This window comes from Pseudomonas maioricensis (assembly GCF_022790535.1).
GTDB classification, from domain to species: Bacteria; Pseudomonadota; Gammaproteobacteria; order Pseudomonadales; family Pseudomonadaceae; genus Aquipseudomonas; species Aquipseudomonas maioricensis.
The window spans coordinates 26,091-39,895 of record NZ_LOHG01000019.1 but is presented as its reverse complement, the minus strand read 5'-3'; the positions used below and the strand labels follow the sequence as shown (position 1 = coordinate 39,895).

Below are 13,805 nucleotides of genomic sequence, written 5' to 3'. Positions count from 1 at the left end.
CCACAGGTGCATTCCATGCAGGCACCGCGTGTTCTGTTACGCCGTCCAGGTATCGATAATCATCGCGCCCTCGCGGCGCATCAGCAGGCGCAGGTCCATGACGTCCAGCGGGTTGATGGGACGAATGCCTTCGATCAGGGCTTTTTCGGTCTGGCCGTAGAGGGCCTGCAAGGCGAAGCGGCAGGCGTAGACTTCCCCGCCTTCGGACATGAACGCTTTGATCTGGTTGTTCACCGCCAGATGGCCGGGGAAGGCTTCTGCACCCAGCGTCGGGAAACCACGCTGCACACCCAACTGTACGCCCGGCCCGTACAACAGGATTTTGGTTTCGAAGCCTTTACGCAGCAGGCGCTTGGCCTGAAGCATGTTGACCAGGCCGATGGAGCCTTCGAAAGCGATGGTGTGAAACGTGAGCAGGGCTTTTTCGCCGGGTTCGGCTTTGACGTCCTCGAAGACTTTTTCTTCGTAATTGACCAGGAAGTCGCCGTCTTGATAGTGAGCAATGTCCACGCTTGGCATATCGTCGTTCTCCAGTGAGTCATGTTTTTATCAGCGGCTTGGAACCGCCGGGGTGACAACAGAACCAGAGCGAACGCCGTGCCAAAAATAAAAACGATATCCGCAGAACAGCTAAACCCCTGATTAGACTGAACATTCAAATCTGATCCGGTTTTTACGGGCCTTTCTGAGCCTATCGCTGGATTACGCATTCCCGTAGAAATACGATTCTTCGTAGCGCTAAATCACGAGATTTCGTAATGAGCGAGCCAGACTCACTGACCGGCTGGGCCGACCTGGCCTATTCCTCGCGGCACATGGTGTTCGAACACTGCGCCGAGGCCATCGCCCTGCTGGACCCTGTCGCAGATCGCTTCGGCGACCTGAACGTGGCCACCTGCAAGCTGCTCGGCTATCCACGCCAGGAGCTGCTGGAGCTGCCGGTCAGCAAATTGTTCGGTCATCAACTGGCCGACCTGATCGTGTTTACTCAAGCCGTCATGAATAAAGGCCGCGGCTGGACCGAAGAGTTGAGCTGCAATTGCAAAACCGGTGAGCGCATCGAGCTGGAATTGTCGGCGACCATCCTGCAGGTCAAGGGCAACCCACAGCTGATTCTGGTCATGCGCGAAGCCAGCCATGAAAAGTATCAGCGTGATCAGGCCCACACCGAACGCACCATGCGCGGCGGGCTGCTGGAATGGCGCAACATTCTCAACCTGTTCCAGGAAACCGAGCGCGATAACCAGTTGCTGCTCAGCGCGGTGGGCGACGGCATTTACAGCATCAACACAGATGGCCTGGCCACCTTCGTCAACCCGGCGGGCGCACGGATGCTGGGCTGGGAACCGGCGGACATGATCGGTAAGAACATCCACCGCATTCACCATCACACCCACGCCGACGGCAGCCATTACCCGGTAGAAGACTGCCCGATCTACAAAGCGGTACGCGATGGCGTGGTTCATGAAGGTCGTCAGGAAGTGTTCTGGCGTCGGGATGGCAGCTCGTTCCCGGTGGAATTCACTAGCACGCCGGTGATTGCCGACGGGCGAATTGCCGGTGCGGTGGTGGTGTTCCGCGACATCACCGAGCGGCGCACCACGGAAAACCAGCTGCACAATGCACTGGAAGAACTCAAAGTGCTGAAGCAGCGGCTCGAAGAGCAGAACGCCTATCTGCAGGAGGAGATTCACATCGAACACAACTTTCGGGAAATCGTCGGCCAGAGCGATCCGATCCTGAAAATCATCAAACAGATAGACGTGGTCGCGCCTACCGATGCCAGCGTATTAATCAATGGCGAGTCCGGCACCGGCAAGGAACTGATTGCAAGGGCGATCCATCAAGCCAGTCGACGCAGCGCCAACCCGCTGATTCGCGTCAACTGCGCGGCGATTCCCACTGAGTTGTTCGAAAGCGAATTTTTTGGCCATATTCGCGGCGCGTTTACCGGGGCGATTCGTGACCGTGTCGGACGCTTTGAACTGGCGGATGGCGGCACGCTGTTCCTTGACGAAATCGGCGAGATTCCGCTGGAGTTGCAGAGCAAGCTGTTAAGGGTTTTACAGGAAGGGCAATTCGAGCGGGTCGGCGAAGAACGTACGCGCAAGGTCGATGTGCGCATCATCGCCGCGACTAACCGGGACTTGCGTCAGGAGGTGACCGCCAAGCATTTTCGTGAGGATTTGTACTTCCGCCTTAACGTCTTCCCCATCCAGTCCCCGGCCCTGCGCGAGCGCCCCATGGACATCGCGCCACTGGCTGCGCACTTCCTCAAGCAGACCGCCAAACGCCTGAACATGCCGGGCCGCCGGTTGCGCAACAGTGACATCGAGCGCCTGCAGCGCTATTCGTGGCCAGGCAATATCCGTGAGTTGCAGAACGTCATAGAACGAGCGCTCATCACCTCCCACGGTGCGGACCTGAACATGGACCTCCCGGACGAGCCCCATAAAGCCGAAGCACCGCTCGCCCAGCTTTCAACAGCAGGCAGCATCATGACTGACGCCCAGGTACGAGAACTGGAACGTAGCAACATGCAAGCGGCGCTAAAGGCCAGTAATGGCAAGCTGTTTGGTAAAGGTGGTGCGGCAGAATTACTGGGGTTGAAGCCAACGACGCTGGCTTCGCGATTGAAGCGGCTGGATATCATCGTTTAAGGATGCAAGCCCAGACCTGCAGGAGCTCACCGAGGTTACGAGGCCAGCGATAGCGGTCTGTCTGATACTCCGCCATCGCTGGCCTCGTAACCTCGGTGAGCTCCTACAAGACAGGATTCAATCTGGAAAATTGCAGTTTGTTTGCTCCTACAGATGACGCGCTGTGTCAGCCACATCCGGTGCAATCACCCCGCTAACGAGCGTTGGCAACTTTCTCCAACCACGCCGCCAAATCCCGGACCTCGGTCTCGTTCACGCCATGCGGCAATCCGGCGTAGGCATGAAACTGCGGCTTGATGCCTTGGGTTTTCAAGTAGGCTTCGGCATCGCTTGCGCCTTGCACCGGGATCAGTGTGTCGACAGCGCCATGGCCGATGAACACCGCCAGTTTTTGCCGCGCCGGGTCAGGCTTCAGTTCGGCCTTGAGCACCGGCAGCATGTGCCCGCTCAAGGCAGCAAAACCGCCGACCAGCCCAGGATGACGCAGAACCACCTCGTAGCTCATCATTGCGCCCTGGCTGAAGCCCACCAGAAAGACCTTCGAAGGTCGTGTCTGGTATTTGCGGGTTGCCTGCTCGATGAATTGCTCAAGCACTTGCCCGCTGCTTTTCAGGTCCTCGGTCTTGCCATCGTAATAAGCAGATTCGGGGCGCTGATTGAACCACTGGTAGCCCTCTTGATAAGCCTTCAGCGGCGCGCGCACCGACAGGTAGTTGTAATCGCGGGGCAGCGCAGCGGTGAAACTGATCAGGTTGGTTTCGTCGCCGCCGTAACCATGCAGGAAGATGATCAGCGGCTTGTCTTTTGTCTCAGTGCTGGCCTGTGCAACATACTTGAGCGGCAAATCGCTGAGTAACGGTTCTTCGGCCTGGGCCAGCCCGCACATAGCGAACAACATGAAGGCGAACACTTTCAGCATGAATCGTGACCTCGGGTGAGCGCTGCCTGTTTTCAGGTCAGCGCTGAGTGGGCATACAGGTTAGTCAGTAATACCAGTGTGACTGACCTTCTCCGGACGCAGCAACTGCATTTGCTGACGGTAATCATCTGTCACCTGACGCGACTGACTACTGCTGGTGATCACACGAGGCGTAATCAGCACGATCAGCTCGGTGCGAGCCTTGGATTTGCTGGTGGTGCCGAACAACCAGCGCAGACCGGGAATTCTGCCAAGATAAGGTATCGAGCTGTCGCTCTCGGCGTTGTTCTGATTGATCAGGCCGCCGAGCAGTACCGTCTGGCCGCTTTGTACGGCAACCTGGGTCGATACCGAGCGAGTCGAAATGCTCGGATTGGTCTGCGTCTCGGTGATGGACGATGTGTCCGCATTACTGACTTGCTGCTGGATGTCCATGTACACCAGACCGCCCGGATTGATCCGTGGCACGACATCCAGAATCACACCGGTCTGCACGTACTCGACGCTGCTCAGGGTGGTATCGGAGTTGGTCGTATTGACCGTGGTCTGGCTGATCGGGATGTTATCGCCAACCTGAATCTGCGCCTGCTGGTTGTTCATCACCACCAGAGACGGTGCCGACAGCACTTGGGTACGGCCGTTGGTTTCCAGCGCGCGCAAGGCGACCTGCAAGTTGCTGCTGACAAACGAATAAAACAGCGAAGAATTCTGAACCCCCAGGCCTCCGCCACCCAATGCGCCCTGGCTACCAGCGACATTGGAGATGTTGGTGGTGCCCGTGTTGCCCGCCAGACGGCCCAGATACCACTGCACGCCGAGGTCGAGTTCGCCGGTCAGATTGACTTCAAGAATCCGCGTTTCGATCTGCACTTGCAGCGGCGCATTGTCGAGGCGCTTGATGGCCGATTCGATTTCCTTCCATTGCGCCGGGCGGGTACGAACCAGCAACTGATTGCTGCTCTTCTGCGCAGTAATGCGGGTGCTGGCGTCGATGCCTTTGGGCGCATTACCAGTGCCGCCGCCCTGCCCCATACCGCCATCGGTTTCGCTGTCGAGGCTTTCTTCGCTGCCTTCGCTGTCCTGCTCTTCGTCGCCGCTGCCCATGCCCTGGATCTGGTTGTTACCCATCCCCATGCCACCGCTCGCACCGCCCATGCCACCGCCCATGCCGCCAAAGCCGCCGGTGCTGTTGTTCATGCCGTTGGAAGTACCACCCGAGCTCAACGACGACAGTGAACGGGTGCGCAGACCCGGCGCAACCTTGGCTGCCGAATCGTCTTTGATTGCACCGTTGCCGTAGATCTGCCGAAGGTACTTGGCGAGGTCAGTGGCTTTCATGTTGCGCACATCGTAGACGTACATTTGCGGCTCGTTGCCGCCGCCCTCATCAATGGTACGAATCCAGTCGCCAACTTCACGCAGGTATTCAGGCTGCGAAGAAATCGCCACCACCGAGTTGGTCCGTTCGATCGGCAGGAAACGCACCATACCCGCGAGCGGCATGCCGCTGTCGGGGCCGAACATCTTCTGCAGTTCGGGCATCAGTTCGCCCACCGAGGCGCGCTGCAAACCAAACACACCCACCGACATGCCCTTCAGCCAATCGACGTCAAAGGTGTCGATGGTGTCCTGATAGTTGGACAGCTCATCCGGCGTACCGGCCATGCTCAACACGTTGCGCGCCGGATCAACCAGCAGGAAAGCGTTTTCCCGGGCAAACGGCTTGAGCAGTTTCTGCATCTCGGTAGCCGAGATATAGCGCAGCGGGAACAGGCGTGCGGACATGCCCGCAGCAGGCTGGGACACGGCCATTTCCGGCACCAGCTTGCCCGCCACGGCCTGGTTGGCAGGCAGGATTACATAGCGATTGCCCTGCTTGATCATGGCGTTGTCGGTCCAGGACAGCAGCGTCTCGAGAATCGACAGTGCCTGCTTCTTGTTCACCGGTTTTGAGGTGGAGAAACTGACGTCGCCCTTAACACCTTGGGCGATGCTGTAATTCTCTTGCAGCAGATCACCCATGATGCTGTTGACCACGGCTTCGATGGGTTGATTGGTGAAGTTGAACACGATATCGCCGGTTTCAGAATCCCGGGCAGCAGGTGCTGGCGAAGAAACTGACGAAGGTCTGCGGACGAACTGCTGGTTGCCACGAATCAATTGCCGCGTGGGCGCTGTGGCGGGTTGAGGCTGTGACGCTTCCTGCGGAGCCTGCTCACTGCGCGGATCAACCGGCGGACGTTGCGAGCCAGTACCCTGCAGGGCCTCGCGCAACATGTCGCTGTCTTGATCATAGTTGTTGGGCGCGGTAGCACAGCCGCCGAGGGCGACAGATGTGGCCAGGCACAACACGGGGGTGCGCAAGCGAGGGAATTGACGAACGCCTGAAGAAGTAGCCATTTTACTGAGTGGACTCGCGAGGAAGAGAAATCGGTGGTGTTTTGGACGGCGGCGGCAGGCGCAGCGCACGCAGCGCCAGGCTTTGAGTGCGGCCATCGGAGGAAAAATCGGCTTGCATCGGGGTCAGCTTTTCAAGCTTCCAGCCGTTGGGCAGTGACTCACCCTGGTGAACCTTCAGCGGTGGTCCGTCAGCGCGCTTGATCATGGCAACGCGCAGGTCGCCGTCGATCATGATCCCGGTCAGGGTCAAGCCAGCCAGGCTCGACGCCTGGGCCTTGCCAACAGAGCGGTCCGGCGTCCGGTCAGTGCTGAACAATGGCGCCTGCCAGGTTTGCGCAAGACTTTGCAACGTCGCCGTTGGCGCGACATGGGCTTTGTCTGCCTTGTTGTTTAACGAACGTGGTGCTTGTTCCGGCAACCAGTCCGGTGAGTTGGCGGCACCACTGACAATGGCGGTGATAACCAGGCCGAGAACAGCCGCCAGACCAATCAAGCCCCATTCGGTGGAGCGCAATGAACCGATCATTGAGCCTCCTCTTCGGATGCTTCTTGCGATGCCTCTTCAGCACCTGCAGGTTGCAGATAACCGCGCACCAACATATGCGCGACCAGCTTGCCAGCTCCGCCTTTAATCGGCGCATCAGCACCACGGCGCACGCTCATTTCATCGATGAACAGGAAGGGTCGCTGATACTCCAGCTCATGCAGGATAGCGGTCAGCGGTTCAATGGCGCACTCCAGCGTCAGACTCACTTTCACCTGACGATACGGCTCTGCGCTGTCCTGCTCAGGCGTGATCGGCATTCGCTGGGTCAGCGCGCAGCCACCACCTGTCGTGGCGTGACTGCTGATCAGGTCGGCGATACGCTGCATCAAGTCTGCAGCCACCGCGCTGGGGTCATCACCAGGCAGCAGGCTGGTGCTGCTGGCCGGATCATTCCGCGCCTGCTCCAGTTGTTTTTTTAGCGTGTCGCCCTGGCTCAACAAACCGGCGTAACGCTGTTGCTGTTCACGCAGCTGTTCGGCCTGAGTATCTATGTCGCGGAGCGGCCCGGCAAACCAGCTGTCAATCAGCAACCAGTAAGCGAAACACAGTACCAGCGCCAGGACGATCAACGCGGCACCTCGCCGTTCACGGCTGGTCAGTGGTCGGCGCATGGGCGGCCTCCTGATGCAGATGGGCACGCAGTGAAAAGCGGTCTTTGCCGGTTTGCGGATCCGGCTGAATAACCCCCTGGAACTGGGCGTTATCCAGGCTGTGGCAGTCCTTGACCCGACTGATCAAGGCACTGGCCTTGGCGCTCTGGCCAGAAAACGAAACTTCGGCGCTGTCATTGATTTCAAATTGATCAATCCAGGTGTCACGCGGCAAGCAGGCCGTCAGTTCGTTAAGCAGCGCAGCGAAAGTAGGCTGGGCGGCTTTGCGCTGTATGAGGTAACTGGCCGCACCGCGGGTGTTGGTCAACTGCTGGCGGATTTTCTGGATCTGCGCGACCTGAGCTCTTTGCGCCTGTACCGTGCTCTCCATTTCATCTAAAAGCTGCTGACGGTTGTTGAGCCAGAGCAGCATGGCAACCAGCAACAGGCCGCCGCAGAGCCATAGAAGTTTGCGTTGCAGCCCCAGGCCATTACGCTGCTGACGCGGACGCAAGGGCGCTGGAAGCAAGTCAACCTGCAACCGTGAAGACTCGTCGTTACCCACGTCTACCGCGTAGGGTTGCAAGCCGAGTGCCGCGCATTCATTGAGAATCGCATCCAGGCGTTCCCGCAGGATCGCCACCAGCGTGACCTGAATAAACGCCCCGCTACGCTTCTCTTGCCGGGCAACAAAATACAGCTGCGAGGCGTCAAACGGCGTGAAACGATCCAACTCGTAACCGACGACGGTGTTCAAATCGCGGGCCGCAGCCAAAGGCAGTTGCAAGGTTTGCATCAGCACGGCTGACGAGGGCAACAGCAAAATCTGTTGCACACTGGACAACAGCACAGGCAAGGGCGCGACTAATGGCCAGGCATGCAGATGCTGCGGTGTGTCGTGAATCAACAACCGCTGCATTTTTTCCGGCATGCAGGCCCGCAGCTCCACCAGCCATAAACGCCAGCCGCGTTGCAGCAGACTGCCGCGCCACTGCTGTGCGATCCGCTCGACAAAGGCCAATAGGGGCGCAGGCAATGTCATCTGCCGCGCTGAAAATAATCGATTCATTCTTGCCAACGCAGCACCCGATAAGGCTGTGCGCTTCCCTCCGATGGGCTCAATAAAACAGTGGTCTGCAGCTCGGCATGAAACCCGCCGGGACGTAGCGCGTAGCTTTCAATCATTAATACTTCTCCCGGATCGCTGCCCACCGCACTCTGATTCGGCAGGTTCAAGGCTCGGCGCAACAAAGGCGAAGCAAACGCTGGCTCCGGTCGATCCAGCCCGCTCCACAGCGTCACCTCCTGCAACATCCGGCTGTAAAGCGCCTGAGTCATCCCCGGCAATTGCCGGACTTCTTCAATCACTCGCAGCGGCGGCGCCCCTGAGCCACGACGACTTTCAATCTCTTGAGCCATTGCGGTGGCCTGATCTTTCCCTGCCCCGCAGGCCAGGGCCAGACGGGCAATATCGCCGACCACGGCACTGTTCAAGTCCAGCTTGCCACGCTCGCTGCGTACGCTGACGCGCAGTTGTGCATCATCAAAGCGCAACGCGACTTCCCGGCCGTCGGCTATCCAGCGTTTACGTTGTTGCGGGTCACTCAAGCCTTGCACTGCCATGGCCAGACCAGCCTGCGCAGCCAACTGCGCCTGTGTGTGTTGACGCGCCCACAATGCCTGGCGGCTTTCCAGTTGAACCCAACTGGCGAGGCCACCAAGCAACAGGCTGAGCAGCGCCAAGGCCCACAACACCAACAGCAGAGCAACGCCGCGCTGCTGGCCAGATGAAGACCTCATTGGCCCCCGGCTCCGCCAGACAGGTCCAGACGCAGCGCCACGACCTCAGTCAGCCACGGCACCGGCCCGTTAACTTTCGCATCAATGCGTACGGCCCTTGGCAGCCTAGTTGGCCAAGGCCAGTCGGCCATCCAGCCGGTAGGTTCGCCCTTGGGCGTTACACCGCGGTAACTCAAATTCAAGGACTCGACATGACGTATCAGCACTTGCGGATCGCCCCAAGGCCTGGACGTCGTGCCATCCGCAGTGCTCAGGATCTGCGCGAAGGCCACCTGTAAGTCGTGGTCCTTCACCTCAAGGGTGTGCAGTTGAATCCCGCCGCCCAACTCACCCGGCAACGTCGCCACAAACTGCAAACGTTGCGCTGAGCCGACAAAAAAGCCGCTACTTTCGCTGTCATCTTCCGAACTGTCCAGCGGCAGCGCCTGCCCGATGGAACTGCGCAGGAATTTCTGTGCAGCACGCATCTCGTCCAGGCTGGTGGTGTAACGCTGAGCTTTGAGCACCGCACGATTGGCGCCCAGCATCGCACCGCCCACCAGGGTCAACAACACGCCCAACAAGCTCAGCACCAGCATGATTTCCAGCAGCGTGAAACCACGCTGTGCCGATCTCAAGAGCCCGCTCCAGTGACTGCGCCACGTAACCTGAGGGTGCTGAACTGCGCCCTGCGCTGGTGTTCACGCACGTCCAGATCCAGTCGGAACATCCGCGCCTGACCATTACGCCCCGGCATCTGCTGAATATCGAGCTGCCAACTGATGTCGCCCGCCAGGACGCCTTGCCGTGTACCGCTTTCCAGTGGACCGGCCGCCTCTTGATCCATGATCGTACGCGCGGCATGTGTCAGCCGGTCGCTCTGCGACACTTGTTGCAAGGAACGCGCGCTCTGACCAAAGGCTACCAATAGCACGCTGCTGCACACCGCCATCACGGTCAGCGCTGCGAGCATTTCCAGCAAGGTGAAACCACCTTGGCTGCCGCCGCTCATGGCAACGCCTTGGACTGTACGCTGCCGGTCAGCCAGCCAATGTCGATTCGCCAGCGCCTGTCTCCATTGACCAGCGTCAAGTTGCCGCCCGTGGACCCGCCGTCCGGGTAAAACTCTACGGTCGAGCCCATCTCGGCGGCGGTCTGCAAGGTTACCTGCAATTCCGCAGGCCAGTGATGAACGCGCTGGTCAGGGGCCTGAAACGCTTTACTGCGCAGGTCAAAAACCGTCCGTGCGGGCTGACCGGTGACAATCGCCTTGACCCGTGTGGCGCGTAACGCGTTAACCATCTGCCCGACCGTCTGACGCTCTTTTGCTGCGCTCAAACCCTGCTGCAGGCCGAACCCTACGAGGCCAATGGCGATGCCCATCAGAACGATGACCACCAGCATTTCCATCAGGGTAAAACCACGGCTTGCAGCACGACTGTTCATGATCGGTGTTTATTCCCAGTTGCCCAGGTCGGCGCTGTAACCTTCGCCACCTGCCTGGCCATCCTGGCCGAAAAAGATCAGGTCAAAAGTGCCGTGCTGACCCGGGAAGCGATAGCCGAACGCGTGGCCGAACGGGTCTTTCAGGTCCGAAGGTTTGGCGTACGGGCCAGCCCAGCCAGAGGCATTGCCGGACTTTTCAACCAGCTGTTGCAAAGACTTGGGTGGCGAACCGACGTCCAGCGCATAGCTTTCGATTTTCATGCTCAAGCTTGCCAGTTGCGCCTTGCCCGCGCCGTATTTGCCCTTGTCGACGTTACCGCCGACCTGACGCACGACGATGGTGGCAACGATACCCAGCAGCACGATGACCGCGAGCATTTCCAGCAAGGTGAAGCCGCTTTGTTTGCGGCCAGGTTTAAAGCGTTTACGGCTGAAGCTCATCAGGATCGTTCCTCTTTCGAAAATTCAGATATTGCTGGTCAGGCTCATCAGCGGCAGCATGATCGCCAACATGATCACCGCCACCATCCCGGCCATGACCACGGTCAGCGCCGGTACCAGCGCTGCAAGCATGCGGTCGATGCCGCGCTTGGCCTCGACGTCGAACACGTCGGCGACCTTGAGCAGCATGCTGTCCAGCTCACCGGCCTGTTCGCCGACTTCAATCATTTGCAGTGCAAGGTCAGGCAGCAGCGGTTGTGCGCCGAAAGCGCTTGCCAGCGTCCCGCCGCCTTTTACCGATTCGGCGGCCTGCGCCACCTGGGCTTGCAAAGCCCGATTGGTGCAGACCTGCCGGGCGATGACCAGCGCCTGCAGCAGGGCAACGCCATTGTTGAGCAACGTCCCGAGCGTGCGGGCCAGGCGTGCCGCTTCGACCCGCTGCAACAGCGGGCCGATGATGCGAATACCCAGCACACGTCGGTCATGGCGCTCACGTCTTTGCGGGTCGCGCATGCGCACGGCCATGAACCAGATCAACGCGATAATTGCGGCAAGCACCGCCAGCCCATACGCGCTTAAAAACTCGCCCAGCCCCAGAATAACTTCAGTTATCATGGGAATCGGCACACCCAGATCCTTGAAAATAGGCACGAACTGCGGCACCACGTAGGCCAGCAGCAATGCAAGGGAACCCAGCACGCCTACCACCAGAAACGCCGGGTAAATCAGCGCATTGATGACTTCGCCACGCAGCAACTGACTGCGCTCCAGGTAGTCGCTGAGTTGTCGTAAAGTGCTTTCCAGCGCGCCGCCCGCTTCGCCCGCGCGGACCATGCTTATATAGAGAGAGGAAAACTGACTGCCCTCCTCTTCCAGCGCTGCCGACAACGGTTTACCTGCCTTGACCTGCTCGCGGATACGCTCGATCAGCGCGCGCGTCTGCGGTTGGCCGGGCTGTTTGAGCAAAATGCCGAGCGAGCGCTCCAGGGGTTGACCGGCCCCCAGCAATGTCGCCAACTGCTGAGTAAAACTGACCAGCGCCGCGCCATTGAGCATGCCTCGACCGAGTGCATTGCGCAGACCGCCCATGCCTGCCGCTTCAATGTGCAGGACCAGCAAGCCACGTTTTTGCAGAACGCTGACGGCCGTGTCCTGATCCTTGGCGTCCAGCGTTCCGTTCTGAGCGACACCCTGGCTGTCTAGCGCGCGAAACTTGAACAGGCTCAATTGCCTTCACCACGAGTGACTCGCAGGACTTCTTCCAGAGACGTTACACCGGCAACGGCCTGACGCAGACCCTCTTCATGCAGGGTCCGCAAACCGCCACGGCGAGCGGCTTGTTCAAGGGTCGACGCGTCGGCATGACGCATCAGCAAGCTGCGCAGTTCTTCATTCATGACCAGCAATTCGGTAATCGCGCTTCGTCCGCGATAACCGCCCCCGGGCGCATCGGGGCGTGGACGGTACAGCATGATGGGACGTTCGTCAGTAAAACGATCAAGTCCGTGCTCTTCTATTAATTCAGGCGGCGCTTCAAAAGCTTCGCGGGTCGCAGGGTCGAGACGACGCACCAGGCGCTGCGCCAGAATGCCGTTAACGGTGGAGGCAATGAGGTAGCTCTCGACACCCATGTCCAGCAAGCGGGTAATACTCGCTGCGGCGCTGTTGGTGTGCAAAGTCGAGAGCACCAAGTGACCGGTAAGGGAGGATTGAATCGCAATGCGGCAGGTTTCCAGGTCACGCATCTCACCGATCATGATCACGTCCGGGTCCTGACGCACGATGGAGCGCAGGGCACCAGCGAAGTCGAGGCCAATAGACGGTTTGACCTGAATCTGGTTGATGCCTTCCAGTTGATATTCAACCGGGTCTTCAACGGTGATGATCTTGCGCTCGGCAGTATTAAGCCGGGATAGCGCGGTGTAGAGCGTGGTGGTTTTACCGGAACCGGTCGGCCCGGTAACCAGCAGGATGCCGTGAGGACGTTCCAGCACTTCCAGAAATTCGTCGAGGCGTTCGCCGTCGAAGCCCAGGCTCGGGAAGTCGAAGTTGATGGTCTGCCGATCCAGCAGGCGCATGACCACCGACTCACCAAAACTGGTAGGCACGGTGGACACCCGCAAGTCGAGCTCTTTACCTTGAATCCGGAGCATGATCCGGCCGTCCTGCGGCAAGCGGCGCTCGGCGATGTCCAGCCGGGCCATGATCTTCACGCGGGAGATCACCGCAGCCGATGAACTGGACGGCGGCGCTTCGGCTTCGTGCAGCACACCGTCAATGCGGTAACGGACTTTGAGCTGGCTTTCAAACGGCTCGATATGAATGTCCGATGCCCGATGTTCAACGGCGCGCTGCAGGATCAGGTTGACCAGGCGAATCACCGGCGCCTCGGACGCCATGTCTTTCAGGTGTTCAATGTCTTCAAGCGAGCCGCCCTCTTCGTCGAGGTTCTCGATCAGCGTGCCCATGGCTGAACGACCCTGGCCGTAATAACGCTCGATGAGGGTTTCGACTTCGTTCCGCGGCCCTACGGAAAGCCACACCGGCACGTCGCACGCATAAGCCACTGCCTGGAACGGATAAAGCAGATGTGGATTGGCCGCCAGCACGCGCAAGCCACCGTGACTCCAGCCCAGCGGCACGATCTGGTAGTGGCGCATGAAGCGCTCGGTCAACGGTGGCAATGGGTCAAGCAGTGGTGGCGCGGACTCGGCGAGTACCAGCGGTGCATGAAGCAAGGCCGCCCAGGCACGGGCCAATTCAAATTCGGAGACCAGACCCAATCGAGTCAACAGGCCCAACAGCTCGGCAGCTTCAGATTCCTGAGCCGATTCCTGAGCCAAACGCCGCGCACGTTCCAGATCAACGGTCTTCAGACCGGCATTTTCCATCAGCCACGCGCACACCTGCTCGGCATCGGGGATCACTAATCGGGAGGTATCGACGGGGGCTGACAACATAGGTGCGGGCATCTGTACAGATCGAAGGAGCAAGGCTTCCGGCCGCCGATGATATCAGGAGGC

The 13,805-nt window shown here is 59.3% G+C and carries 14 protein-coding genes; 1 reads left to right on the top strand and 13 read right to left on the bottom strand.

Annotated features, from left to right (window positions below):
• Nucleotides 1-36 precede the first annotated feature (36 nt).
• Entirely contained in the window at nt 37-519 is a 483-nt protein-coding gene (locus tag AUC61_RS22375; protein ID WP_027900808.1) for an MSMEG_0572/Sll0783 family nitrogen starvation response protein, read from the bottom strand.
• 239 nt (nt 520-758) lie between these two features.
• Between AUC61_RS22375 and AUC61_RS22370 the strand changes: the two genes are divergently transcribed.
• Nucleotides 759-2,660 carry a sigma 54-interacting transcriptional regulator gene (locus tag AUC61_RS22370; protein WP_243248373.1) on the top strand — a complete coding sequence of 634 codons (1,902 nt, stop codon included), beginning with the start codon at nt 759-761 and terminating at the stop codon, nt 2,658-2,660.
• A gap of 193 nt (nt 2,661-2,853) precedes the next feature.
• Here AUC61_RS22370 and AUC61_RS22365 read toward each other — a convergent pair whose 3' ends face one another.
• The 12 genes from AUC61_RS22365 to gspE are packed head-to-tail and all read right to left on the bottom strand — an operon-like array spanning nt 2,854 to nt 13,742.
• Nucleotides 2,854-3,579 (bottom strand): alpha/beta hydrolase, encoded by a 726-nt coding sequence (locus tag AUC61_RS22365; RefSeq protein WP_243248372.1) that lies wholly within the window; start codon nt 3,577-3,579, stop codon nt 2,854-2,856.
• A gap of 60 nt (nt 3,580-3,639) precedes the next feature.
• Complete coding sequence (gene gspD, locus AUC61_RS22360; RefSeq protein WP_243248371.1) at nt 3,640-5,979, bottom strand: type II secretion system secretin GspD; 2,340 nt, start codon at nt 5,977-5,979, stop codon at nt 3,640-3,642.
• A 1-nt stretch (nt 5,980) separates the two neighbouring features.
• On the bottom strand, nt 5,981-6,505 hold the full coding sequence (locus AUC61_RS22355) for a general secretion pathway protein GspN (RefSeq protein WP_243248370.1): 525 nt from the start codon (nt 6,503-6,505) through the stop codon (nt 5,981-5,983).
• Nucleotides 6,502-7,137, bottom strand: a complete 636-nt coding sequence (gene gspM / locus AUC61_RS22350; protein WP_243248369.1) for a type II secretion system protein GspM — start codon at nt 7,135-7,137, stop codon at nt 6,502-6,504. The genes AUC61_RS22355 and gspM overlap by 4 nt, the downstream gene beginning before the upstream one ends.
• A complete protein-coding gene (locus tag AUC61_RS22345; RefSeq protein WP_243248368.1) occupies nt 7,112-8,185 on the bottom strand; it encodes a PilN domain-containing protein in 1,074 nt (357 codons plus the stop codon). The genes gspM and AUC61_RS22345 overlap by 26 nt, the downstream gene beginning before the upstream one ends.
• On the bottom strand, nt 8,182-8,916 hold the full coding sequence (locus AUC61_RS22340) for a type II secretion system protein GspK (protein ID WP_243248367.1): 735 nt from the start codon (nt 8,914-8,916) through the stop codon (nt 8,182-8,184). Before AUC61_RS22340 ends, AUC61_RS22345 begins: the two co-directional genes overlap by 4 nt.
• Nucleotides 8,913-9,533: a prepilin-type N-terminal cleavage/methylation domain-containing protein gene (locus tag AUC61_RS22335; protein ID WP_243248366.1), complete on the bottom strand. Its 621-nt coding sequence runs from the start codon at nt 9,531-9,533 to the stop codon at nt 8,913-8,915. Before AUC61_RS22335 ends, AUC61_RS22340 begins: the two co-directional genes overlap by 4 nt.
• Nucleotides 9,530-9,907 carry a type II secretion system protein gene (locus AUC61_RS22330; protein WP_243248365.1) on the bottom strand — a complete coding sequence of 126 codons (378 nt, stop codon included), beginning with the start codon at nt 9,905-9,907 and terminating at the stop codon, nt 9,530-9,532. The genes AUC61_RS22335 and AUC61_RS22330 overlap by 4 nt, the downstream gene beginning before the upstream one ends.
• A complete protein-coding gene (locus AUC61_RS22325) occupies nt 9,904-10,341 on the bottom strand; it encodes a GspH/FimT family pseudopilin (protein ID WP_243248364.1) in 438 nt (145 codons plus the stop codon). Before AUC61_RS22325 ends, AUC61_RS22330 begins: the two co-directional genes overlap by 4 nt.
• Before the next feature lie 9 nt (nt 10,342-10,350).
• Nucleotides 10,351-10,782, bottom strand: coding sequence for a type II secretion system major pseudopilin GspG (gene gspG / locus AUC61_RS22320; protein ID WP_243248363.1), 432 nt, complete (start codon nt 10,780-10,782; stop codon nt 10,351-10,353).
• 24 nt (nt 10,783-10,806) lie between these two features.
• The gene (gene gspF, locus AUC61_RS22315; RefSeq protein WP_243248362.1) at nt 10,807-12,009 is read right to left on the bottom strand and encodes a type II secretion system inner membrane protein GspF; all 1,203 of its coding nucleotides are present in this window, start codon (nt 12,007-12,009) and stop codon (nt 10,807-10,809) included.
• Complete coding sequence (gspE, locus tag AUC61_RS22310; RefSeq protein ID WP_243248361.1) at nt 12,006-13,742, bottom strand: type II secretion system ATPase GspE; 1,737 nt, start codon at nt 13,740-13,742, stop codon at nt 12,006-12,008. The genes gspF and gspE overlap by 4 nt, the downstream gene beginning before the upstream one ends.
• Nucleotides 13,743-13,805 lie beyond the last annotated feature (63 nt).

What these genes read in the sequence shown, in the direction of transcription:
- AUC61_RS22375 (WP_027900808.1), bottom strand. Translation starts at nt 519, where the DNA reads ATGCCAAGCGTGGACATTGCTCACTATCAAGACGGCGACTTCCTGGTC.
- AUC61_RS22370 (WP_243248373.1), top strand. Translation starts at nt 759, where the DNA reads ATGAGCGAGCCAGACTCACTGACCGGCTGGGCCGACCTGGCCTATTCC.
- AUC61_RS22365 (WP_243248372.1), bottom strand. Translation starts at nt 3,579, where the DNA reads ATGCTGAAAGTGTTCGCCTTCATGTTGTTCGCTATGTGCGGGCTGGCC.
- gspD (WP_243248371.1), bottom strand. Translation starts at nt 5,979, where the DNA reads ATGGCTACTTCTTCAGGCGTTCGTCAATTCCCTCGCTTGCGCACCCCC.
- AUC61_RS22355 (WP_243248370.1), bottom strand. Translation starts at nt 6,505, where the DNA reads ATGATCGGTTCATTGCGCTCCACCGAATGGGGCTTGATTGGTCTGGCG.
- gspM (WP_243248369.1), bottom strand. Translation starts at nt 7,137, where the DNA reads ATGCGCCGACCACTGACCAGCCGTGAACGGCGAGGTGCCGCGTTGATC.
- AUC61_RS22345 (WP_243248368.1), bottom strand. Translation starts at nt 8,185, where the DNA reads ATGAATCGATTATTTTCAGCGCGGCAGATGACATTGCCTGCGCCCCTA.
- AUC61_RS22340 (WP_243248367.1), bottom strand. Translation starts at nt 8,916, where the DNA reads ATGAGGTCTTCATCTGGCCAGCAGCGCGGCGTTGCTCTGCTGTTGGTG.
- AUC61_RS22330 (WP_243248365.1), bottom strand. Translation starts at nt 9,907, where the DNA reads ATGAGCGGCGGCAGCCAAGGTGGTTTCACCTTGCTGGAAATGCTCGCA.
- AUC61_RS22325 (WP_243248364.1), bottom strand. Translation starts at nt 10,341, where the DNA reads ATGAACAGTCGTGCTGCAAGCCGTGGTTTTACCCTGATGGAAATGCTG.
- gspG (WP_243248363.1), bottom strand. Translation starts at nt 10,782, where the DNA reads ATGAGCTTCAGCCGTAAACGCTTTAAACCTGGCCGCAAACAAAGCGGC.
- gspE (WP_243248361.1), bottom strand. Translation starts at nt 13,742, where the DNA reads ATGTTGTCAGCCCCCGTCGATACCTCCCGATTAGTGATCCCCGATGCC.